19 protein-coding genes are annotated in these 21,246 nt (G+C 75.4%); 8 read left to right on the top strand and 11 right to left on the bottom strand.

What is annotated here, in order from left to right:
• Positions 1-46: 46 nt before the first annotated feature.
• The 8 genes from VG276_11760 to VG276_11725 all read right to left on the bottom strand — a co-directional run bounded on the left by VG276_11760 (position 47) and on the right by VG276_11725 (position 10,373).
• Complete coding sequence (locus tag VG276_11760; protein ID HEV8650053.1) at positions 47-1,099, bottom strand: glycosyltransferase family 9 protein; 1,053 nt, start codon at positions 1,097-1,099, stop codon at positions 47-49.
• Positions 1,096-1,764, bottom strand: a complete 669-nt coding sequence (locus VG276_11755; GenBank protein HEV8650052.1) for an SDR family oxidoreductase — start codon at positions 1,762-1,764, stop codon at positions 1,096-1,098. Before VG276_11755 ends, VG276_11760 begins: the two co-directional genes overlap by 4 nt.
• A gap of 184 nt (positions 1,765-1,948) precedes the next feature.
• On the bottom strand, positions 1,949-3,421 hold the full coding sequence (locus VG276_11750) for a PfkB family carbohydrate kinase (GenBank protein ID HEV8650051.1): 1,473 nt from the start codon (positions 3,419-3,421) through the stop codon (positions 1,949-1,951).
• Positions 3,418-4,722 (bottom strand): glycosyltransferase, encoded by a 1,305-nt coding sequence (locus VG276_11745; protein HEV8650050.1) that lies wholly within the window; start codon positions 4,720-4,722, stop codon positions 3,418-3,420. Before VG276_11745 ends, VG276_11750 begins: the two co-directional genes overlap by 4 nt.
• Entirely contained in the window at positions 4,719-5,717 is a 999-nt protein-coding gene (locus VG276_11740; protein HEV8650049.1) for a glycosyltransferase, read from the bottom strand. Before VG276_11740 ends, VG276_11745 begins: the two co-directional genes overlap by 4 nt.
• 98 nt (positions 5,718-5,815) lie before the next feature.
• Positions 5,816-6,928 (bottom strand): glycosyltransferase family 9 protein, encoded by a 1,113-nt coding sequence (locus tag VG276_11735; GenBank protein HEV8650048.1) that lies wholly within the window; start codon positions 6,926-6,928, stop codon positions 5,816-5,818.
• The gene (locus tag VG276_11730) at positions 6,925-8,736 is read right to left on the bottom strand and encodes an HAD-IIIA family hydrolase (protein HEV8650047.1); all 1,812 of its coding nucleotides are present in this window, start codon (positions 8,734-8,736) and stop codon (positions 6,925-6,927) included. The genes VG276_11735 and VG276_11730 overlap by 4 nt, the downstream gene beginning before the upstream one ends.
• Complete coding sequence (locus VG276_11725; protein HEV8650046.1) at positions 8,733-10,373, bottom strand: carbamoyltransferase C-terminal domain-containing protein; 1,641 nt, start codon at positions 10,371-10,373, stop codon at positions 8,733-8,735. Before VG276_11725 ends, VG276_11730 begins: the two co-directional genes overlap by 4 nt.
• A gap of 255 nt (positions 10,374-10,628) precedes the next feature.
• Between VG276_11725 and VG276_11720 the strand changes: the two genes are divergently transcribed.
• Positions 10,629-11,534, top strand: a complete 906-nt coding sequence (locus VG276_11720) for a glycosyltransferase (GenBank protein ID HEV8650045.1) — start codon at positions 10,629-10,631, stop codon at positions 11,532-11,534.
• Here VG276_11720 and VG276_11715 read toward each other — a convergent pair.
• On the bottom strand, positions 11,492-11,971 hold the full coding sequence (locus tag VG276_11715) for a phosphoglycerate mutase family protein (GenBank protein HEV8650044.1): 480 nt from the start codon (positions 11,969-11,971) through the stop codon (positions 11,492-11,494). The two genes, VG276_11720 and VG276_11715, sit on opposite strands and share 43 nt — an antisense overlap.
• A gap of 234 nt (positions 11,972-12,205) precedes the next feature.
• Between VG276_11715 and VG276_11710 the strand changes: the two genes are divergently transcribed.
• The 6 genes from VG276_11710 to VG276_11685 all read left to right on the top strand — a co-directional run bounded on the left by VG276_11710 (position 12,206) and on the right by VG276_11685 (position 16,683).
• Positions 12,206-12,694, top strand: a complete 489-nt coding sequence (locus tag VG276_11710; GenBank protein HEV8650043.1) for a MarR family transcriptional regulator — start codon at positions 12,206-12,208, stop codon at positions 12,692-12,694.
• Positions 12,691-13,899, top strand: a complete 1,209-nt coding sequence (locus VG276_11705; GenBank protein HEV8650042.1) for an ATP-binding protein — start codon at positions 12,691-12,693, stop codon at positions 13,897-13,899. The genes VG276_11710 and VG276_11705 overlap by 4 nt, the downstream gene beginning before the upstream one ends.
• A 175-nt stretch (positions 13,900-14,074) precedes the next feature.
• Positions 14,075-14,698, top strand: coding sequence for a response regulator transcription factor (locus tag VG276_11700; protein HEV8650041.1), 624 nt, complete (start codon positions 14,075-14,077; stop codon positions 14,696-14,698).
• Between the two features lie 195 nt (positions 14,699-14,893).
• The gene (locus VG276_11695; GenBank protein HEV8650040.1) at positions 14,894-15,280 is read left to right on the top strand and encodes a TraR/DksA C4-type zinc finger protein; all 387 of its coding nucleotides are present in this window, start codon (positions 14,894-14,896) and stop codon (positions 15,278-15,280) included.
• Positions 15,281-15,463: 183 nt separating this feature from the next.
• Positions 15,464-15,880 carry a PRC-barrel domain-containing protein gene (locus VG276_11690; protein ID HEV8650039.1) on the top strand — a complete coding sequence of 139 codons (417 nt, stop codon included), beginning with the start codon at positions 15,464-15,466 and terminating at the stop codon, positions 15,878-15,880.
• A gap of 137 nt (positions 15,881-16,017) precedes the next feature.
• Positions 16,018-16,683, top strand: a complete 666-nt coding sequence (locus VG276_11685) for a DUF6766 family protein (GenBank protein ID HEV8650038.1) — start codon at positions 16,018-16,020, stop codon at positions 16,681-16,683.
• Positions 16,684-16,888: 205 nt separating this feature from the next.
• Here the strand turns inward: VG276_11685 and hisS are convergent, their stop codons facing one another.
• Together hisS and VG276_11675 are read right to left on the bottom strand one after the other, a co-directional pair.
• Positions 16,889-18,208: a histidine--tRNA ligase gene (hisS, locus tag VG276_11680; protein ID HEV8650037.1), complete on the bottom strand. Its 1,320-nt coding sequence runs from the start codon at positions 18,206-18,208 to the stop codon at positions 16,889-16,891.
• A 126-nt stretch (positions 18,209-18,334) separates the two neighbouring features.
• A complete protein-coding gene (locus VG276_11675) occupies positions 18,335-19,000 on the bottom strand; it encodes a hypothetical protein (GenBank protein ID HEV8650036.1) in 666 nt (221 codons plus the stop codon).
• Between the two features lie 311 nt (positions 19,001-19,311).
• Here VG276_11675 and VG276_11670 point away from each other — a divergent pair, with 311 nt between their 5' ends.
• Complete coding sequence (locus VG276_11670; protein HEV8650035.1) at positions 19,312-21,159, top strand: AAA family ATPase; 1,848 nt, start codon at positions 19,312-19,314, stop codon at positions 21,157-21,159.
• Positions 21,160-21,246 lie beyond the last annotated feature (87 nt).

Below are 21,246 nucleotides of genomic sequence, written 5' to 3'. Positions count from 1 at the left end.
GGCCTGCCCGAAGCGGGCGAGGTCCCCGTCCCCCCTGGAGCCCTGGTCAAGCATCGGCGCCGCGGTCGTGCACGCTGGGCCTTCTTGGAGCCTCGGAGCCGCACGCTGTGGGTACTTGACCGGGGCTCCAGAGCTCGCTGAGCGCCTGGAGCACGTCGTCGACCGAGAGGGCGAGCAGGCCGGGGTCGGGCCGCGCGGCGTGCGGGTCGCCGCTGCGGCCGGCCCAGAGCGCCCGGTGCCAGGGCCGGGCGGCCGGCGGCCCCCACAGGGCGGGGGAGACCGGCCCGCACAGCACCACCGAGGGCGTGCCGAGCGCGGTGGCCAGGTGGGCCACGCCGGTGTCGCCGCACACGACCCGGCCGGCGGCCGCGACCAGGCGGCCGAGCGCGAGCACGTCGCCCCCGACCGAGTGGACCGCCCGGCCGGGCAGGCCGGCTCGGCGGGCCACGCCGCGGGCGAGCGCGGCCTCGCCCGGCCCGGCGGTCACCACCACCCCCCGTCCCCGCGCCAGCTCCGCGGCGGCCACGGCCGCGAAGCGATCCGGCGGCCAGCGCCGGGCCGGGCTTCCGGCGCCCGGGTGGAGCAGGGTGGCCCCGCAGGCGCCGTCCGGCGCGGGGCCGGGGGGCAGCTCCAGGTCGAGGCGTCCCGGATCGGCCGGGATGCCGTGCTCGCCGAGCAGGCGGCACCAGCGGGCCACCTCGTGCTCGTCGGCACGCCAGCCCGGGCCCAGGGCGCTGCCCGCGACCGCGGGGTGGGCGAAGGCGACCAGGGCCCCGGGCTCGGCCGCGAGCAGGAGCCGGTGGCTCTGCGGACCGGCGCCGTGCAGGTTGACAGCGACCGCGGCGTGGCGCAGCCGTGGGTGCGGCGGGCCCGCGAGCCCGTCGGTGGGAACCACCTCGTCGACCGTACCCGTGCAGTGGGCCAGCGGCGCCAGCGCCGCTCGGGTGGCGAGCACCCGGTGGTGGCGGGGGAAGGCGTCGGCCAGAGCGTGCAGGGCGGGCACGCCGGTCAGCAGGTCGCCGAGCCCGAGCGCGCGCAGCACGGCCACCAGCGGCCGTCCCGTGACCGGCGTGCCACCAGGCGGCTGGCGGGTGGTCATGGCCAGGAGGTCTCCGTGGACGGGGCGACGACCAGCTCGCGGATCTCGCAGCCGGGCGGCTGCTCGAGCGCGAACAGCACGGCCTCGGCGACGTCCTCGGGCTGGTTCAGCTTGGTGTCCGGCGGCGGCTTGTACTGCTCGGTGCGGTCGTCGAAGAACGCGGTGTGCATGCCGCCGGGGACGAGCAGGGTGACCCCCACGCGGCCGGCGGTCTCGGCCGCCAGCGCACGGGTGAACCCGACCACCCCGAACTTGCTCGCACAGTAGGCGGTGGCGTCGCTCACCGCGCGCAGCCCGAGGGTCGAGGCGACGGTGACCACCCTGCCGCGCACACGTTCCAGGTAGGGCAGGGCGGCCCGCACCACCGCAGCCGTGCCGACCAGGTTGACCAGCACCACCCGCTCCCACGCGTCCGCGGGCACGTCGGCGAGCCGGCCGCAGCTGTCGGTGCCCGCGGCGGTCACCACCGCGCGCAGGCCGGCGTGCCGCTCGGCCACTGCCCGCACGGCTGCCTCGGCCGCCCTGCCGTCGGCCAGGTCGACCAGCTCGTGCTCCACGTCCGAGGGGGGCCGGACCCGGTCGAGCACGACCGGGGTGCCGCCGACCGCGGCGACCGCCCGCACCACGGCCGCGCCCAGGCCCGACGACCCGCCGGTCACGACCACCGGGCCGGCCTCCTTGCCTGAAGCACGGAAGGCATCTCTGCCTGAAGCACGCAAGGCATCCTTCGCCGGGCCGGCCGCGCCTGGAGCGTGCAAGGGCTGCTCGCCTGCAGCGCGGAAGGGCTGCTCGCCTGCAGCGTGCAAGGGCTGCTCGCCTGCAGCGTGCAAGGCCCGGCGCGCTGCCATCTCATCGGTTGCCACGGCGGACGACCTCCTTCATCAGGTTGGTGGTGGAGCGCCCGGGGAGGTAGGGGAGCACCACGGCCTGGCCGCCCCAGGACGCGAGCAGGCCCGCCTCGGGCAGGTCGGACAGGGCGTAGTCGCCACCCTTGGCGAACACGTCCGGCCGGAGCCGGTCCAGCACCGCCTCGGGGGTGCGCTCCTCGAACACCACCACAGCGTCGACGCACCCGAGGGCGGCCAGCACCGCGGCCCGGTCCGCCTCGGGGACCAGAGGCCGGCCGGGGCCCTTGAGCCGTCGCACCGACCCGTCGGAGTTGAGGCAGACGATCAGGCAGCTCCCGAGCGAGCGGGCGGCCCGCAGGGTCGCCACGTGCCCGGCATGGAGCAGGTCGAAGCACCCGCCGGCGGCCACCACGGTCCCGCTCCGGGCGCGCACCGCGGCGGCCACCTCCTTGGCCGCCGCCATGCCCACGGCGACGTCCCGGCGGGAGGCGTCGCCCCCGGTCGCGCCGGCCGCCGCGGTAGCCACTTCCTCGTCCGCCGCCATGTCCACGATCACGGCTGGTGCGGGGGCGTCCGGCCAGCCCGGCAGCCGGACTGCTGCGGCGCCCCCGGCGGCCACGAACGCCGAGGCGGCCGCCACCGCACCCGCGACCGCCTCGGACGGGAGCGCGCCACCGGCCAGGAGGCCGGCCGCGGCGGCCGCGAAGCGGTCCCCGGCACCGCACGGGTCCCCGCCGGGCGCTGGCGGGGCCGGCACCACCAGCGGCGGAGCATCCCCACCGACCAGCAGGGCGCCCTGAGCGCCCAGGGTCACCGCCACACCGGCCGCACCCCAGCGTCTGGCGAGCGCGCGGGCCCGGGCCGTCACCGCGGCCAGGCCAGGGTTGGTGCCGGCCGCCTCCGGCGCGAACCGGACCGCCTCGGCCCGGTTGGGGGTGGCCAGGCGCGCCCCCGGGACCGGCTCGGCACCCTGCGGGTGCGGGTCCCAGACGACCGGCACCCGGGACGGCAGGCGAGCGAGCGCGGCTCGCACGCCGGCCCCGGCGGCCAAGCCCCGGCCGTAGTCGGCGACCAGCACGGCCCGGGCGCCGGCCAGCGCGCGGCGGCCGGCGGCGGTGAGGGCGCCGACGGCGCCCGGCCGCACGCCGCGGTCGACGCGGAGCAGCGAGCGGCCCTCGGCCCGCACCCGGACCTTTTCCGGGGTCGACCCGGCCAGGCCGAGGTCGACGACGGTCACCCCGGCGCCTCCGAGCAGCCGGGCCAGCATCTGGCCCGGCTCGTCCCCGGCCAGGGCGGTCAGCAGGACGACCTCCTGGCCGCCCATGCCGGCCAGGACCGCGGCCAGTGCCGCGCCGCCCGGTCGGCAGCGCTCCTCGGGCTCGTCGACCACGGGAACGGGCGCATCCGGGCTGAGCCGCTCGACCCGGCCGTCGAGGTCGCGGTCGAGCAGGGCGTCGCCGAGCACCACGATCATCGCAGCACCCGTCCCATGCCGGCACCCCTGCGGGGTTCCCCGGACCCCTCCCAGCCGACCGGGGCACCCCTGCGGGGTTCCCCGGACCCCTCCGGCAGGGTGCGCCCGGCTCGCCCCTGGACCAGGCTGGCGTACACGTCGAGGGTGGCGCCGGCGATCCGGTCCCAGCCGTAGCGGCGCCTGGCCCGGCGCGCCCCGGCCCGGCCGAGCGCGGCCCGGCGGTCCGGGTCGCCGAGCAGGGCGCCGAGCGCCTCGGCGAGCACGTCAGGGCGGCGCGGCGGCACGTGCAGGCCGGTGACCCCGTCGACCACGGTGTCGACCAGCCCCCCCACGGCCGAGGCGACCACCGGGGCACCGCAGGCCATCGCCTCGAGCGGCACGATCCCGAACGGCTCGTACCAGGGCACGCAGACGACCGCGTCGGCCGAGCGGAGCAGCGCCGGCACCTCCCGGCGGCCGACCCGGCCGCGGAACCGGACCCGGTCGGCCACACCCACCTCGGCCGCCAGGGCGGCCAGGCGGCGTGCCTCCGGGTCCTGTCCGAGCCGCCCGGCGTCCGGGCCGCCCGCGACCACCAGCTCGGCCCCTGGCACGGATCCAAGGGCGGTGATGGCGTTGCCGATGCCCTTCCGCTCGACCAGGCGGCTCACCACCACCAGGCGCTGAACAGGCCGCGCCGGGCGCGCCTCGGCCGGCCCGGCCGGGGTGAACAGGCCGAGGTCCACCCCGCATGGCACCACCGCGATCCTGTGCAGGTCGGCGCCCATCCTGGCCAGCTCGAACACCTCGTCCGAGCAGGTCGCCACGATGGCGTCGGCCCGCCGCACGATCGCGGCCTCCTCGCCGATGCGCTCGCGTGGGCTCGGGTCCCTGGCGCCGTAGTGCCGGCGCTTGACCACGCCGAGCGCATGGAAGGTCTGCACCACCGGCAGGCCGAGCGCGTGCCCGGCCGCGAGCGACGCCCGGCCCGACATCCAGAAGTGGGCGTGGACCAGGTCAGGCGGGTCGGCCTGCCAGGACCGGCGCAGCCGGTCGGCGAACTCGTCCATGTAGGGCAGCAGGCCGTCCATGGCGACGGGCCCGGCCGGGCCGGCGTCGACGTGCTCGACGGTCACGCCAGGTGGGAAGGCGACCCGCCCGGGCAGCTCCGGGTCGTCCCGCCTGGTGTGGACCACGACCTCCACGCCCCGCCTGGCCAGGGCGGTCGACAAGGCGGCGACGTGCACGTTCTGGCCCCCGGCATCGACCCCGCCGAGCATCGCCAGCGGGCTCGCGTGCTCGCTCACCATCGCGACCTTCATCCGCGCACCTCCTCGAGCAGCCGGTCCCACGCGGCCAGGAACCGGTCGAGGCCGTAGCGGGCGAGCGCGGCGGCGCGGGCCGTCTGGCCGGCCAGCCGGGCCCGCTCCGGGTCGGCGGCGAAGGCGGCGAGCCCGGCGGCCAGCGCGTCGACGTTGGTCGAGACCACGCCGGCCTCGGGCGGCACCGCCTCGACGACCTCGGTGGTGGCCAGTGCGACCACCGGCATGCCGAGGTGCATCGCCTCGAGCAGCGACAGCCCGAGCGAGGTCCAGCGGACCGGGTGCAGGTAGACGCGGCGCCTGGCCATCTCGCCGTGCAGCCGGGCCTGGGGCAGGTCGTCGACGGCTCGCACCGGCGGGCCGACCTGCTCGGCCCCGATGCCGAACAGGTCGACAGGGACGGCGGCGGCCAGGCGGGGCAGCAGGTCGGTGCCGGTGACCCGGCCCCGGCGGGCCGCCTCGTTGATGACCACGGCGGCACGGGCCAGCTCGCCGGTGTAGCGCCGGCCGGGGTCGACGACGCCGTGCTCGATCACCCGGGTCGGGGTGCTGCCGCAGTCCCAGAACAGGTCGTTGAAGTGGGTGACGTGGACGACGGTGAGGTCGGGGCGGTCCGCGGCCGGGTGGCGGAGCTCCCCGATCCGCCCCTGGGGAGCGTTGTGCTCGAGGTAGACGGCAGGCACGTCCCGACCCGGCCGACGGCCGCCGAGCCAGTGGGCGGCGAGCCCGTCCAGCTCCCCCGGGCGTTGGAGCACGACCACGTCGACCTCGGCGCGAGCCGACTGCTCCGGGGTGACCTCGACGGCTGAGTCCGGCCAGGCGTACGTGCGAGCCCGGCCCCGGCCGACCGGGCCCCGGCCGGGGAGCACCGGCACCAGGTACTGGTGCCGGCCCTGCACGAACGAGGTGGTCCAGGCGCCGTGTACGTGCCACAGCAGGATCCTGGCTGGCGCGCCCTGCCCGCTGCGCGACGCTCCGGGTGCGCCCGCCCGCATGCTGGGCGCGCCCTCCTCGCTGCGCGACGCTCCGGGTGCGCCCGCCCGCGCCTGGCGCACCTCCGGCACCCCACCCGCTCCGGGTGCGCCCGCCCGCATCATCGGCCGGCCACCCCCTCGAGCACCCCGGTGGCCGTGACCGGGCTGGCCGCCAGGCGGTCGAGGGCGGCCGCGACCTCGCCGGCGTCCACCTCGTTCAGGCACGGGTGGCCGGGGACCGGGCACACCCGGGCCCGGGAGCCGGCACAGGCGGCGTCCTGGCGGCCGAGCAGGACGTGCGGGACCCCCCAGGGCCGCCAGCGGGCCGCGGGCACCGTCGGGGCGAACAGCGACACCACCGGGGTGCCGACCGCGGCGGCCAGGTGGGCAGGGCCGGTGTTGCCCACCACGGCCGCGTCGGCGCCGGCCAGCACCTCGGCCAGCCCGGCCAGGTCGACGCGGCCCCCGAGGTCGGTCACCTCGGGCCGGGGCGGCCCGGCGACCAGGGCGGTCAGCTCCCGCTCGCCGGTCCCGCCGGTGACCACGACCCGGCGTCCCCGGTCGGCGAGCAGCCGCACGAGCGCGGCGTTGCGCCCGGGCGCCCAGGACCGGGCGGCCACCGACGCACCCGGATGGACCACCACGTACGGTGCCTGCAGCGGCGGCGGCTCGCCCGCCCTCGGGCGCAGCACGGCGAGCCGGCCACCGTCGCCCTGGGGCAGCCGGTAGCCGAGGGTGGCCACGAGCGACAGGGCCCGCTCGACCTCGTGGACCTCCTCGTCGACCCGGTGGCGGACGTCGAGCAGGGAGCCCGGGTAGTCGACGCTGATCGCTGCGATGGTCCTGACCCCGGCCAGCCGCAGTAGCAGGGCGAGGGGCAGCGGGCTCTGGTGGAACGAGGTGAGCACGATCGCCTGGTCCACGCCGCGCCGGGCCATCCTGGCCACGAACGCGTCGGTGGCCGCCTGGCTGACCGGCTCAGGCTCGGCCTCGATCCAGGGGGCCGCCTCGACCACCACCTCGTCCACGCCGGGCAGCAGCTCCGCCGCTGCCCGGCCCCGGGGGCCGCAGAGCAGGGTGACCCGGGCCGCTCCGGCCGCCACCGCGCGCACCGCGGGCCCGGCCAGCAGCACGTCGCCGGCGTTGTCCTGTCTGGCCACGAGCACGTGAGGCCCGTCCGGGTTGCCCACCGGCCCGCCTGCCCGCCCGCGCAGGGTGCCGGCCGGGGTCATGTCCGGGGTCCTTCCAGGCCGGGGGCTGGCGCGGCACCGGCTCGACCGGCACGGGCGCCGAGGACGAGGTCGACGGCGGCCTCCAGGTCGGCGGCGACCTCCGGGGCCGCGGCAACCTCCTCGGGCCTGGTCGCCGGGGTGGGGACGAGCACGGCCCGGGCGCCGGCGGCCAGGGCGGCCTCCACGTCGGCGCCGACGTCGCCGATCACGACGCAGCCGCGGGGGTCGACCCCGAGCCGGCCTGCTGCCTGCTCGACCAGGCCGGGGGCCGGCTTGCGGCAGCCGCAGCCCTGCCCCGGGGCGTGCGGGCAGACCACCCAGGGTCCGAGCGGCCCGAGCAGCTCCTCGACCCGGCGGTTGACCGCGGCCACCTGCTCGAGGGTGAGGAGCCCGCGGCCCACGCCGCTCTGGTTTGAGACCACGGCGGTCGGCACGCCGGCCGCCCGCAGCCGCTCGAGCGCCCGCCTGGCGCTCGGCATGACCTCGACGCGCGCCGGGTCGCCGTTGTAGGGCACGTCCACGACCAGGGTGCCGTCCCGGTCGAGCAGCACCGCCGCCGGCCGCGCTGGCGTCGCCTGGTCCTCCGGGAGCGGCTCGGCCCGGGCCGTGGTCCCGGCGTCCGGCCCGGGCCGGGCCGGGACCACGGCATCCCGCCCGGGCCGGGCCGGGTGGTCCCGGTGCCACGGGTCGGGCCGGGCCGGACGCCGGGGGCCCGCCTGGGGGTCGACCGGGGGCGCGACACCGGGCGCCGGGGGCCTGGCCCGGGGTGCGACACCGGGCGCCGGGGGCCTGGCCCGGGGCCTCCGGGTCGTGCCGGCCAGGAGGCGGGTGCGAGCCAGGCCGGCCAGCCAGTGCCAGGTCGCGGCGGCCGGCAGCAGCACGCTGGTGCCGAGCATCCTGGCCACCTCCGCCCGGGTGCGCGGCCCGGGCGCGATACGGGCCCAGGCCAGCTCGGCCGTGCCGGCCAGCCACAACGCCGACCCGATCGCGGCCAGGCGGGAGCGGCCCGCCGCGAGCGCGGCCAGCGCGGTGGTGCCGGCAGCGGTGACGGCCAGGTGCCTCCCGCGGCGGCCGCGGGGCACCCCGGCCGCCGCGCGCCAGCCCGGCCCGTGCAGCGCCCGCATGAGCGCGTCGTCGGCGTTGCCGGCCTGCAGGCGCACGCTGACCAGCGGGCCGGCCGGGCGGACCGGGTGCCGGACCGTGCGCTGCCCGCGCTCGATCCGGTACCCGGCGCGGACAACCCGCAGGCCGAGGTCGGCGTCCTCCCTGTAGGCGCGCGGGAAGCGCTCGTCGAAGCCGCCGACCTCGGCCAGCACCGACCGCCGGTAGGCGAGGTCGGCGGTCGCCCAGCGGGCCGACTCGAGGCCGTGGACGTTCCGCTCCCAGTCGGTCGGGCGCCGCCCGCGCGGCAGCGGCACCTCGACCCGGCCCTGGCTGCCCGCGACCGTGGGGGGCAGGCCGGCGAGATCGGCCCGCAGCTCCGCGGCCCAGGCCGGGCCGGGCACGACGTCGTCGTCGAGGAAGGCGGCCCAGGGCTGCCGCCCGGCCCGCCAGCCGGCGTTGCGGGCCGCCGCCGGGCCCCGGGCCCGCCCGGGCACGACCCTGACCAGCCCGGCCAGCGCGGCCGGGGGCCCACAGGGCAGCAGCGGCCGTCCCCGGTCGCGCCGGTCGTCGACCAGCACGACCAGGCCGGGCAGGCGCTCGGCCTGGCTGGCGAGCGCCTCGAGCAGGACGGCGAGCGACGGCCGCCCAACGGTCGGCACGACCACGTCGAACCGGGGGCCGGGGAGTGACGCCTGCTCGGTCATCGGCTGCTGAGGGCCGCCCGGCGGACCAGGAAGGGGCCGAGAGCGAGCACGTCGACGGGTGCCGAGCCGAAGCATTCGAGCGCGTCCCTGGGGTCGTCGACCATCGGCCGGCCGGCGGTGTTCAGGCTGGTGTTGACGACCACGGGGACCCCGGTGCGGCGCTCGACCGCCTCGAGCATCCGAGCCACCAGCGGCTCGTCGTCCCGGTCGACGGTCTGGATACGGGCGCTGCCGTCGACGTGGACGACCGCCGGGATCCGGTCGCGCCACTCCGGCCGGACCCGGTGGGTGAACAGCATGTAAGGGCTGGGCATGGGGCCCTCGAACACCTCGGCGGCCCGCTCGGCGAGGACCATCGGGGCGACCGGGCGGAACTGCTCCCGCCCCTTCACCTCGTTGAGGCGCTCGAGGTTGGCGGCCCGGCCAGCGTTGGCGAGCAGGCTGCGGTGCCCGAGCGCGCGCGGGCCGTACTCGCTGCGCCCCTGGAACCAGCCGACCACGCCGTCGGCCGCGACCACCTCGGCGACGGCGTCGGCCACGTCGGCGGGGCGCTCGTGGGCGACCTTGGCCGTGGCCAGCCACGCCTCGAGCTCCTCGTCGGTCCAGCCGCGGCCGAGTGCGGCGGTGCGCATGGGCCCGACCCGGTCGCCCAGGGCCCGGGCCACGTGGAGGGCGGCGCCGAGCGCGGTGCCGGCGTCGCCAGCGGCCGGCTGGACCCAGATCCGCTCGAACGGCCCCTGCTCGGCCAGGTAGGAGTTGGCGACGCAGTTGAGGGCCACGCCGCCGGCCATGGTGAGGTCGCGGTCGCCGGTGCGGGCGTGGAGCCACCGGACCAGCTCGAGCAGCACCTCCTGGAGCCGGAGCTGGACGCTGGCGGCCAGGTCGGCGTGCTCCGACGTCAGCGGCTCGCCCGCGCGGACCCGCTTGACCAGGCTGTCCAGCTCGATCGGGGCCACCGTGAAGCCGCCGTCCCCGGTGGTGCGGACCGCCTCGCGCAGCTCGCGGAGATGGGCGGGCCGGCCGTAGGCGGCCAGCGCCATCACCTTGTACTCGTCGGAGGACCGCCGGAAGCCGAGGTGGTCGGTGACCTCCTCGTAGAGCAGCCCGAGGGAGTGGGGGAGCTGCTGGGCGGCGAGGATCTCCAGCTCGCCGTCGACCGACCTGCCGGCCAGGTGCGAGGCGTGCTCGCCGCGCCCGTCGAGCACCAGCACGCTCGACGACCGGTAGGGCGCGGCCAGGTGGGCCGAGGCGGCGTGGGCGACGTGATGGGGCACGTAGCGCAGGCAGGCCGGGTCGAGCCCGGGAAGGGCGGTCCGCAGGAACAGCGGCGCCCGCTCGGCGTACAGGGTCCGCAGTCCCTCCCAGCCGTCGGCGCTCACGTCCGGGCCGACCGGCGGGGCCAGGGCCGGGTCGTAGGAGTAGGCGACCGCGTCCAGGTCCTCGGGGGCCAGGCCGGCCTCGGCCAGGCACCAGGCTGCCGACCGCTCCGGCAGCTCCCAGGTCGCGAACGGCACGGGCGGCTTGCCGTGCTTGCGCCGGCTGAAGCGTTCCTCCTCGGCGGCGGCGACGATCTCCCCGTCGACGACGAGCGCGGCGGCCGGGTCGTGGAAGACGGCGTTGATCCCGAGCACCCGCACGCTCAGCCCTCCCGCCGGGCAGGGGGGCCGAGCGGGCAGCCCGAAGCTCCGTGGTCCATCGGTGTCCTTTCCGCTGCTCGAACCTGCGCGCTGCTTGCTCAGGCGGTTCTGCGGTGGGAGGTTCGAGTAACCGGCGAGCCGGGGAGCAAACAACCTTAAGGTGATTCTCTTAGCTGTCTCTCAGGTCCCATTTGTTTGCGCTGGTCCGGTCGGGATACCGGGGGGAGGCATCCGCTGCCGACCGGAAGGAGTTGAATGCCCCCGTCCGCCCCGAACGTCGCCGTCGTGGTGGCGACCAGGAACCGCGTCCAGGAGCTGCTGTCCACGCTCTCGGCCCTCCAGCGGCTGCCCGAGCGCCCCCGGGTCGTGGTCGTCGACAACGACTCCGGGGACGAGACCGTCTCCTGGGTTCGCAAACAGCACGCGGCGGTCGACCTCGTCGAGCTCGACCGGAACCTGGGCGCCGCTGCCCGGACGGTCGGGGCCCGGCACGTCAGCGAGCCCTATGTCGCGTTCAGCGACGACGACTCCTGGTGGGCGTCCGGGTCGCTGGCCCGGGCGGTGGAGCTGTTCGAGCGCCACCCGAGGCTTGCGGTGGTCGCCGCCCGGGTCCTGGTCGGCCCCGGGGAGCGCCTGGACCCGGTGTGCGCGGCGATGGCCGCAAGCCCGCTCCCAGCAGCCGCCGACCTGCCCGGTCCCAGCGTCCTCGGGTTCGTCGCCTGCGGAGCGGTCGTGCGCCGCTGCGCCTTCCTCGCCGTGCGGGGGTTCCACCCCAGGTTCGGCGTTGGCGGGGAGGAGGAGCTGCTCGCCATGGACCTGGCCGCCCGGGGCTGGGGGCTCGCGTACGTGGAGGAGGTCATGGCCCACCATCACCCCTCGCCCAGCCGCGACCCGGACGGCCGGCGGCGGGTCCAGGTCCGCAACGGGCTCTGGTCGGCCTGGCTGCGGCGCCCGCTCGGCGGCGTGGCCAGGCAGACCCTCTCTCTCCTGCCCGCCGCCGTCGGCGACCCGGCGGCCCGGGCCGGCGTGCTCGACGCGGTGCGGGGGCTGCCCTGGGTGCTGCGCGAGCGGCGCCCGGTGGCCCCCGAGCTGGAGGCCGACCTCCGCACGCTCGGCACCTACGGCACGGGTTCTGGCCGCAGGCGGACCGGACGCAGGTAGCTGGCCCGCAGCGCCCCGTCACCGTCCCAGTCGAGCACCCAGGTCGAGCCCTTGGCCCAGCGGAGCGGGGCGGCCGGGCGCAGGCCGTCGGCGACGAGCTGCTCCATGACCCGGCCGATCAGCTCGCCATGGCTGCACAGCACGGCTGTGGCGATGGCGCGGTCGTCGATCAGCTTCAGGGCGCGGGCGGGCTCGGCCTCCACGCCGAGCCGATCGTCGACCTCGATGGGCAGCCGCCGCTGCCTGGCCAGGGGCTCGACGGTCTGCAGGCAGCGGGTGGTGGGGCTGGACAGGATCCGGGTGACCGGCAGGTCGCTGAGGGTGGCCACCAGCCCGGCGGCCTCGTGGCGGCCGGGCTCGCTGAGAGGGCGGAGCGCGTCAGGGGCGGCCCAGGTCTCCTTGCGGCCGGCGTGGGCGTGGCGCACGAGATAGATCAATACGGCCTCCTCCCACCGGTCGGGATGCGGGCATATTGCACAAGCTGAGCTTGGGCTGGTCAACTCGACTGGCGCGGAGACCGCCGCCCTCGTCGCGAAGATCGGGGGAGACGCGGGCAGGCTGGAGCGCCGCCCGGAGGCCGCGGCTGCGGCTGCTGCTCCTCCAGGTCGCCAACCGACGCTGGCGATAGTAGTTGCCCTTGCAACGATAATGGGGTCGAGGGATACTGGACCATGTCCAAGCGTCCCGGCGACGGGCACCTGGCCGCCTGGCGGAGCCTGCTCGAGGCCCACGCCGCCGTCACGGAGCTTCTCGCCCGGGAGCTCAAGGACGAGCGCGGGCTCCCCCTGGGCTCCTACGAGGTGTTGCTCCGGCTCGCCAAGGCGCCTGGCGGTCGCCTGCGCATGCAGGACCTGGCCGAGTCCGTGCTGCTGTCCAAGAGCGGCCTGACCCGCCTGGTCGACCGCATGGAGCGCGGCGGCCTGGTCCGCCGCGAGAGCTGCCCGTCCGACCGCCGAGGCACCTTTGCGGTGCTCACCTCCAAGGGAAGGACCGCCTTCCGGCGCGCGGCCCCCGTCCACCTCCGCGGCATCCAGGAGCACTTCGCCGGGCACCTCGACAGCGCCGAGGCCGAGGTGCTCCACGCCGCCCTGGCCAAGGTGGCCGGAGCGGCCCGGCTCCAGGGTCGCCTCCTGGACAGTTGCGACGAGGAGAGGCGTTGACGCCTGCAGCCACCTCCGAGCCCGAGCGCGGCCGCTCGGTGCTGGCGTTCGCGATCCTCTCCTTCCGCTGGGTGACCCTGGTCTGGCTGTCGCTGGTCGCGCTCGGCAGCGAGCTGGAACGGCCGCTGGTCGCGGCCGGCGCGATCGTGGTCACCGTGGCCTGGACCGCCTGGCTCACCGTGGTCCGGCCCCGTCCCTCGCCCGCCGTGCTCGCCGTCGACCTCGGCCTCGCCGTGGCGCTGACCTTGCTCTCCGGCTGGGTCGTCCCGGCCGGGCAGGTGGTCGGCGACCACCCGTTCTTCGCCAGCGCCTACCCGGTGGCCGCGGACGCGTTCTGGGGCGCGACGCTCGGCTTCCGGGGCGGCCTGGTCGCCGGGGCGGTGGTCGGGCTGTCGCTGGCCGGCAGCCACCTGGTCAACGGCATCGACGTCGCCGACGAGTCAGTGCCCCAGCTGCTGCACCTGGCCAGCGGGATGCTCAACCACGTCATCGCGGGTGGGGCGGTGGGGCTGGTCGCCGAGCTCCTGGGCCGCTCGGCCGCGCAGCTCCAGCAGGCGGCCGAGGAGACGATGCAGGCCCGCGAGCGGGCCGCCCGGCTGGCCGAGCGCGAGTCGCTCGCCCGCCAGATCCACGACTCGGTCCTGCAGGCGCTGGCCATGGTCCACAAGCGGGGCCGCGAGCTGGCCACGGGGGGTCCGGTCCCGGCCGCCGAGGTGGCCAGGCTGGCCGAGATGGCCGGCGCCCAGGAGGAGGCCCTGCGCGCCCTGGTCCTACGCGAGCCGCGGGAGTGGCCGACGGGGACGGCGTCGCTCCGCGCCGAGCTGGAGGCGCTCGCCCGGGCCGGGTCGCCGGTGCCGGTCACGGTCAGCGCCACCGGCCCCATCACCCTGCCCGTCCGCCATGTCGACGAGCTGGCCGCTGCGGTCCGGCAGGCGCTCGACAACGTCGCCGAGCACGCCCGGGCCTCCCGGGTGTCGCTGTTCGCCGACGCCGACGAGGACGCGGTGGTGGTGGCCGTGCGCGACGACGGGGTGGGGTTTGAGTACGACGAGCCGAGCCTGGCCGCCCAGGGCAAGATCGGCCTGCTCAAGAGCATGAAAGGCCGCGTCGAGCAGCTCGGTGGGACGATGCGGGTCGACAGCCGGCCTGGCGGCGGCACCGAGGTCGAGCTCCGGGTCCCGATCGCCCCGGACGATGGTCGGTAGCCGCGGTTCCGTCGCAGACGCGGCCGCCCCCGACGGCAGCCGCTGACCGTCGGGCCTCGCGCGCTTCAGGCGGGTGGGCCTCGCGCGCTTCAGGCAGCGTGGGCCGGTCCGTCATACTTGTGCAGGCGGCGGGGCACCAGAGGAGTTGAGCGTGGCCGACGAGCGCGTACGGGTGATGGTGGTCGACGACCATCCGGTCTGGCGGGACGGGGTGCGCGGCGACCTGGAGGCGTCGGGCAAGGCGGTTGTGGTGGCCGAGGCGTCCGACGGTGGTGAGGCGATCGAGCTCGCCAGCGAGGCAATGCCCGAGCTGGTGCTCATGGACCTGAACCTGCCCACGGTCCGGGGGGTGGAGGCGATCCGCCGCATCGTCGAGGAGTCGCCCCACGTGAAGGTGCTGGTCCTGTCGGCGTCGGGCGAGGAGGCCGACGTGCTCGAGGCGGTCAAGGTGGGGGCCAGCGGCTACCTGCTCAAGAGCGCCACCTCGGCGGAGCTGGCCGACGCGGTGGCCAGGGTGCGCGCGGGCGAGCCGGTGTTCTCGCCCTCGCTGGCCGCCCTGGTCCTCGGCGAGTTCCGGCGGATGAGCGCGGCCGCCACCGAGCCCGGCCTGACCGCGCGCGAGACCGAGGTGCTCAAGCTCGTGGCCAAGGGCTACGCCTACCGCGAGATCGCCGACAAGCTGTTCATCAGCACCAAGACAGTCCAGAACCACGTCCAGAACATCCTCACCAAGCTGCAGCTCGCCGGGCGCTACGAGCTGATGCGCTACGCCATCCAGCGGGGCCTGGACCGCTCCTAGCACGGGCGGGGTTAGCTCGGGCTGATCCGGGTACGCCACCTGACTCGCGCACCGCGCCGCGGCGACGCGTCCCGACCCCGACCGCTGGACCGAACCCCGAACCCCGAACCCGACCACCGACCGCCGGACCGAACCCGACCACCGACCGCCGGACCGAGCCCGACCACCGACCGCCGGACCGAGCGAGGAGACGTCATGGACGAGCAGCAGGCCCGAGCCCGCCTGGAGGAGGAGCGCAGCCGCCTCAACCGGGTGCTGGACGGCCTCCGGGCCGACCCGGAGACCGAGTCGGACGTGGCCGCCGTCGGCGAGCTGTCAGCCTACGACCAGCACCCGGGCGACATCGGCACCGAGGTCTTCGAGCACGAGAAGAACCAGTCCTTGCTCGAGCACGTCCAGGCCGAGCTGGTCGAGGTCGAGGAGGCGTTCCAGCGCCTCGAGGCGGGAACCTACGGCATCTGCCAGGCCTGCCAGCGGCCGATCGCGCCGGAACGGCTCGAGGCCATGCCCGCCACCCGCTTCTGCATCGAGGACCAGGCAAAAGCCGAGCGCGACCTGGGGCTCCCAGGAGTACGGACATGACGCTCGACGACGACACGCTGGAGGAGCCGCGAGGACCCGCCACTCCGGGAGGACTTCCCGAGCGGGACTGACGTGGACCGGCCCGGCCGGTGCTCCCGGCTGTGTGTCGCAGCCGACGGGCCTTGGGTACCATGCGCGCGCGATCCGGACCGGCGTGCCAGCACGCTGTCGAAAGGGGGGCGCATGCCGGCGTTCGACGTCGTGCGCAGGTGGAAGGGCCGCGCCGCGGTCGACCGCGACGGCGCGGAGCTGGGCGCCATCGTCGAGGTCTACTACGACGAGGAAACCGACCAGCCAGGCTGGGCTCTGGTGGCGACCGCTGCCTTCGGGCCGCGGCTGGTCCCGGTGACGGAGGCGGAGGAGCGTGGCGCAGCGGTCCAGGTCCCGCTGGACCGCTCGACCGTCGCGGGCGCGCCCGGGATGGAGCCCGGCGCCCGGCTGTGGCCACAGGAGGTGGCCGCGCTCTACGCCTACTACGACCTGGACTACTCGGGCGCCACGGCAGAGGACGCCGAGGAGGCCGAGCCTCCCGCTCCGAGGCCGTTCGAGCCGCTCAGGGCGGTCGGGGCCGGGCCGGCGGCCAGGCGCCGGCCGCGGTAGCGGCCCACCCGGCCGCGGTAGCTGCCCACCCGGCCGCGGTGGCGGCCCACCCGGCCGCGGTGGTGTTTGCTCTGCCTGGAGTGGGTGAACTTACAGGTCACGACAGCCGGCGACCGGCCGGCCTCCCTGGAGGAGCCATGCGCCGTTTCCTGCGGAACAACAGCCTCTCGGTGGTCATGTTCGGGACGTTCCTGCTGCTCTGGGTGGCCCAGAGCATCACCGGCTACCTGGTCGCCAACACCGAGGACCGCGAGCATCGCCAGCCGACCCAGAGCTACGCGCAGTACCTCGGCAGCGGGCACTTCGTCGAGGCGACGACCGAGAACTGGGAGAGTGAGTTCCTCCAGATGGCGGCGTACGTGTTCCTGACGGCGTTCCTGGTCCAGAAGGGGTCGCCCGAGTCCAAGCCGCCAGAGGGCGACGAGCAGCTCGAGGCTGACCCCCGGGAGGCCAAGGACGAGCCGGACGCGCCCGGACCTGTCCGCCGGGGCGGCCTCGTCCTCAAGCTCTACGAGAACTCGCTCAGCTTGGCCCTGTTCGGCATCTTCCTGTTCTGCTTCGTGGCCCACGCGGTCGGCGGCACCGCCGAGTTCAACGCGGAGCAGACCGCCCACGGGCAGCCCACGGTCGGGGTGCTCGGGTTCGTGAGCAGCTCGCACTTCTGGTTCCAGTCCTTCCAGAACTGGCAGAGCGAGTTCCTGGCAGTCGGGGCGCTGGTCGTGCTCGGGATCTTCCTGCGCCAGCGCGGCTCGCCCGAGTCCAAGCCGGTCGCCGCCCCTCACGCCCACACCGGCAGCGGCTAGTGACTTCCCTCCCAACGTCTGCCCGGTCGGCGCCTCGCTGGAATGGACGTCGCCGCAGCCTGGACGCCCTGGGAGCCCGGCAGCCTGGACGCCCTGGGGAGCCCGGCAGCCTGGACGCCCTGGGAGCCGGCGCCGACCAGGTAGGCCTTTGCCGGGCCGACACCAGGACGACGGCCGCCCTCGGGGCGGGAGGAGCGCTGGCCGGTCAGGGGCGTCGCCAGGTCGCCGGGTCGGCGGTGACCTGCTCGCCGGTGGCCATGTCCTTGACCTCGTGGGGCTTGCCGTTCTCGAAGGGTGGGAACCACACGAACGGGATGCGCTTGCGGGAGGCGTAGCGGATCTGCCTGGAGAGCTTGTCGGCCTGGTGGTACAGCTCGGTGTTGAGCCCGCGGCTGCGCAGCTGGGCCGCGGTGGCCACGGCCTCGGAGCGGCGCTCGTCGCTCGGAATCACCACCAGGACCTCGCTGGGCGTGCTGGGCCCGGTCTGGAGCACCCCCTCGGTGACGAGCTTGCCGAGGATCCGGGTCAGCCCGATGGACATGCCGACGCCGGGCAGGTTGCGGCGGATGAACGACCCGGCGAGGTTCTCGTAGCGACCGCCGGAGCAGATGCTGCCGTAGCCGGGCCAGTCGGCGAACCTCCCCTCGTAGACGATGCCGGTGTAGTAGTCCAGGCCGCGGGCGATGGACAGGTCGGCCACGACGCTGCCGGCCGGAAGGTCGGACAGCGAGTCCATGACGAACGCCAGCTCGTTCAGGCCCTCGGCGAGCAGGTCCGACTTGACCCCGAGCTCGCTCACCTCGTCGACCACGGCACTCCCGGTGCCGCGGATCTGGGCCAGGTCCAGGCACGCGGTGACCTGCTCGGGCGTCAGGCCGAGCTCCGAGGCCAGCAGCCGGCCGACGCCGTCGGCGCCGATCTTGTCGATCTTGTCGACGACCCGGATGACTCCGAGCGGGTCGCCGACTCCCAGGCCTTCGTAGAAGCCCTGGAGGATCTTCCGGTTGCTGACGCTGATCGACCAGGTCGGCAGGTCCAGGCCGGTGAGGACCTCGTGGATGATCCGCGGGAGCTCGGCGTCGAACTGGAGCGGGACCTGGTCGATGTTGATCACGTCGATGTCGCACTGGGTGAACTCGCGGTAGCGGCCCTCCTGGGCGCGCTCGCCGCGCCAGACGCGCTGGATCTGGTAGCGCTTGAACGGGAAGACCAGGTCGTTGAAGTGCTGGGCGACGTAGCGGGCGAAGGGCACGGTCAAGTCGAAGTGCAGGCCGAGCCGGGCGTCGCTGTCGTCGTCGGCGTCGGCTTGGAGCCGGCGCAGCGTGTAGACCTCCTGGGAGGTCTCGCCCTTGGCCAGGAGCACGTCGAGCACCTCGACCGACGGGGTCTCGATCGAGCAGAACCCGTAGCGTTCGAAGGTCTGGCGGATGCGGTCGAGCCACTGCAGCTCGACCAGCCTGACCTCGGGCGTCCACTCCGGGAAGCCGCTGATCGGGGCGGGTCGGACGAGCTGCTGGTCGCTCATTGGCAGGCCTCTCTCCTCGGGTGCTCGACTCGGGTGCTCGACTCGGGTGCTCGAGAGGAGATGGTACGGGCTCGCCCAAAGCGTCGGGGCCCGGACCAGCCGGTCCGGGCCCCGGGCTGTGCGACCTCAGAACTCCCGCATGCGCGCGGTGATCGGGGAGCCGACCCGCTGGCGCTGGCGGATGACCTTCTGCCAGTCGTTCGGCCGCGACTCCACCCGGAAGGCCGCCGCCGCCTGCGAGTTGCCGATCCGCAGCACGCGCAGCTCGACGCCGAAGAAGCGGACGTCGTCGTCGGAGTGCTGGTTCAGCCAGTCGAGGACGGCCCGGTGCTCCTCGCCGATCCGGGTGACGATCCAGACCACCGCCGACACGTCGAGGCCGGCGGCGTAGGTGATCACCTGGCCGAGGTGCGGGTGGTCGCTCGGCTCGAGCTGGTTCTCGATGGCGACGCGCCGGCCCCGGTCGGTCTGGGCCAGCAGGTCCACGTTGAACGAACCGACCGGGATGTCCCGGCCCACCTCGCGCAGACCGGAGATGCCGAGCTCCTTGGCCAGCTTGTCCAGGTTGGCGGACAGCCAGTTGCTGAACGCGTCGCCGTCGCGCGGGAAGACAGAACGGACGTCGAGCTCTTCGAACTCGGCCAGCTGAACCGGGGCTCCGCCACCACCGAAGTTGCGAGCGGGCCGCTCGAGGTCGACGGCTTGGGCGCTACGTCCGCCCGACGCCGTCGACAGGCTGGCCCGGGAGTTCTCCGGCGCGCCGGCGGACGGGGTGACGTCTGACTGGGTCACGCCGGATCCTTTCCATCGTTGGTCGCATGACCAACGGAGCGTGGCGAAAAGCGATCTGAGGGTCAAATTGCGCGGGCACGCAGCTGGAAAGCTACGTAGTAGAGCCGAGCCCCACCTGTAGTTCTGCGGAGCGATGCGTCGCCATTGCTCCGCCCCACGTTGACCGCCACGCGGTCGTCCGCTGGGTCCGCTGGATCGCGCGGCGAGCACCGCATTGCTCAGCCCCCGCGTTGACCGCCACGCGGGCCGTCCATAGGATCGGCGACACCCCCCCGGGTCCAGGGCGCTGGGCGTGACGTCCAAGGACATGCATGATCCTCAAATCGGCGCACGTCAGGAAGTTCCGGAGCATCGAGGACTCCGGCCCGATCCGCTTCGAGCCGGACGTCACCTGCTTCGTCGGCATGAACGAAAGCGGCAAGACCGCCCTGCTCCAGGCCCTGGCGTGGGCCAACCCCCAGGGCCGGCCCCCAGGGTTCGACGAGCTCCGCGACTACCCCCGGCGCCTGCGCGGCCGCGAGCGCCAGGCCATCGGCGACACCGTCCCGGTGTCGGTCACCTTCGAGCTGCAGGACGAGGACATCGAGGCGGTCTGGAGCCGCTTCGGGCCGGGGGTGCTCACCTCCCGCGAGCTGCGGGTCGAGCGCACCTACGCGAACCGGCACCGGATGATCCTGCACCAGGACAGGACCGCCCAGGCTCGCATCCTTCTCGAGAAAGCCGGCTTCGACCCCGGGCTGGCCGAAGGGTCGAACCTCGAGGCGGTCGTCGAGCGGCTCGAGCGCGAGCTCGAGCAGACGCGGCCGACCGAGGCGGCCGAGCTACTGCACGAGCTCAAGGGGCGCGACCTGTCCGCCGAGCTGGGCACGTTCCTCGCCGCCCGCCTGCCCCGGTTCCTCTACTTCGACGCCTTCAGCGTCATGCCCGGCCGGGTCTCCATCCCCAGGCTGCAGCGCACCCCGGAGGCCGAGCTGTCCGGAGGAGAGCGGACCGCCCTGGCCCTCCTGCGCCTGGCCGGCGTGGACGCCGAGGAGTTCACCGAGGACCGCTACGAGGCACGCCGGGCCGCCCTCGAAGCGGCCGCCAACCAGATCAGCGACGAGGTCTTCGCCTACTGGAGCCAGAACCGGCAGCTCGCGGTCGAGCTTGACGTCGACTTCCGCAGCCCCCGCACGCCCGCGGGCGGGGACCCCCCGTTCCTCGACGTGCGCATCCGCAACGACCGCCACCGGGTCACCCTCAACTTCGGCGAGCGGTCCGAGGGGTTCGTGTGGTTCTTCTCGTTCCTGGTCGCGTTCGCGGAGCTGCGGGACTCCGACCACGTCATCCTCCTGCTCGACGAGCCCGGGCTCGGGCTCCACGCCGCGGGCCAGGCCGACCTGCTGCGCTTCCTCCACGAGCAGCTCGCCCGCCACCACCAGGTGATCTACACCACCCACTCGCCGTTCATGGTCGACCCCCAGCACCTGCACCGGACGCGGACCGTAGAGGACGTCGAGGGCGAGGGCACCAAGGTCGGGGAGGGCGTCGAGGGCGCCAGCCCGGAGACCGTCCAGCCGCTGCGGACCGCGGTCGGCTTGGAGCTGCTGCGTCCGCTCACGCTGGGTCCCCACACCCTGGTCGTGGACGGGCCCGCCGACCTGCTCTACCTCGAAGTGGTCAGCGGGTTCCTGCGCGACACCGGCCGGACCGGCCTGGACCCGCGCTGGCTGCTCGTACCGGCCGGCGGACTGGACGCGGTCGCGGCGCTCGCGACGCTGCTCGGCGCGCCCCTCGACCTCGCCATGCTGCTCGACGTCGGCGCCGGGCACCGCTGGGTCCGCTCGCTCGTGCAGCGGGGGATGCTGCTGCCCGAGCGGCTGGTCGCGCTGACCGAATTCACCGGCGACGCCGAGGCGGGCCTCGAGGACCTGCTCGGCGACGCCTTCTACCTGCGCCTGCTGGCGGCGGCCGGGGTGGGCCGGCTCTCGGTCGAGGACGTGCCCGGCCCCGGCCGGCTGGTCGGGCGGGTCGAGCTCGCGCTCGGGCGCCCGTTCGACCGCTACCGACCCGCCCGCGTCCTCCTGGTCGACCAGGCCGACCTGCTGCCCCTACTGCCACCCGAGGCCGTGCAGCGGTTCACCGCCCTGTTCGCCACCCTCAACGAGCTGCTCTCGTAGTCTCCGGCTGGGTCCTCCGCGGGTAGGGCTTGGCAGCGGGGCGATCGTCGGCCATCTTCCCTGTCACCAGTCCGCCACGAGAGAGGA

This window comes from Actinomycetes bacterium, from assembly GCA_036000965.1.
Lineage (GTDB): Bacteria > Actinomycetota > CALGFH01 > CALGFH01 > CALGFH01 > DASYUT01.
The sequence above is the reverse complement of the archived record's forward strand: the minus strand, read 5'-3'. Positions and strand labels throughout refer to the sequence as shown.

Bases quoted from the DNA above. Each gene is read 5' to 3' on its own strand.
- VG276_11760 (HEV8650053.1), bottom strand. From the start codon at position 1,099: ATGACCACCCGCCAGCCGCCTGGTGGCACGCCGGTCACGGGACGGCCG.
- VG276_11745 (HEV8650050.1), bottom strand. From the start codon at position 4,722: ATGAAGGTCGCGATGGTGAGCGAGCACGCGAGCCCGCTGGCGATGCTC.
- VG276_11720 (HEV8650045.1), top strand. From the start codon at position 10,629: ATGCCCCCGTCCGCCCCGAACGTCGCCGTCGTGGTGGCGACCAGGAAC.
- VG276_11735 (HEV8650048.1), bottom strand. From the start codon at position 6,928: ATGACCCCGGCCGGCACCCTGCGCGGGCGGGCAGGCGGGCCGGTGGGC.
- VG276_11685 (HEV8650038.1), top strand. From the start codon at position 16,018: ATGCGCCGTTTCCTGCGGAACAACAGCCTCTCGGTGGTCATGTTCGGG.
- VG276_11710 (HEV8650043.1), top strand. From the start codon at position 12,206: ATGTCCAAGCGTCCCGGCGACGGGCACCTGGCCGCCTGGCGGAGCCTG.
- VG276_11670 (HEV8650035.1), top strand. From the start codon at position 19,312: ATGATCCTCAAATCGGCGCACGTCAGGAAGTTCCGGAGCATCGAGGAC.
- VG276_11740 (HEV8650049.1), bottom strand. From the start codon at position 5,717: ATGCGGGCGGGCGCACCCGGAGCGTCGCGCAGCGGGCAGGGCGCGCCA.
- VG276_11750 (HEV8650051.1), bottom strand. From the start codon at position 3,421: ATGATCGTGGTGCTCGGCGACGCCCTGCTCGACCGCGACCTCGACGGC.
- VG276_11695 (HEV8650040.1), top strand. From the start codon at position 14,894: ATGGACGAGCAGCAGGCCCGAGCCCGCCTGGAGGAGGAGCGCAGCCGC.
- VG276_11730 (HEV8650047.1), bottom strand. From the start codon at position 8,736: ATGACCGAGCAGGCGTCACTCCCCGGCCCCCGGTTCGACGTGGTCGTG.
- VG276_11690 (HEV8650039.1), top strand. From the start codon at position 15,464: ATGCCGGCGTTCGACGTCGTGCGCAGGTGGAAGGGCCGCGCCGCGGTC.
- VG276_11700 (HEV8650041.1), top strand. From the start codon at position 14,075: ATGGTGGTCGACGACCATCCGGTCTGGCGGGACGGGGTGCGCGGCGAC.
- hisS (HEV8650037.1), bottom strand. From the start codon at position 18,208: ATGAGCGACCAGCAGCTCGTCCGACCCGCCCCGATCAGCGGCTTCCCG.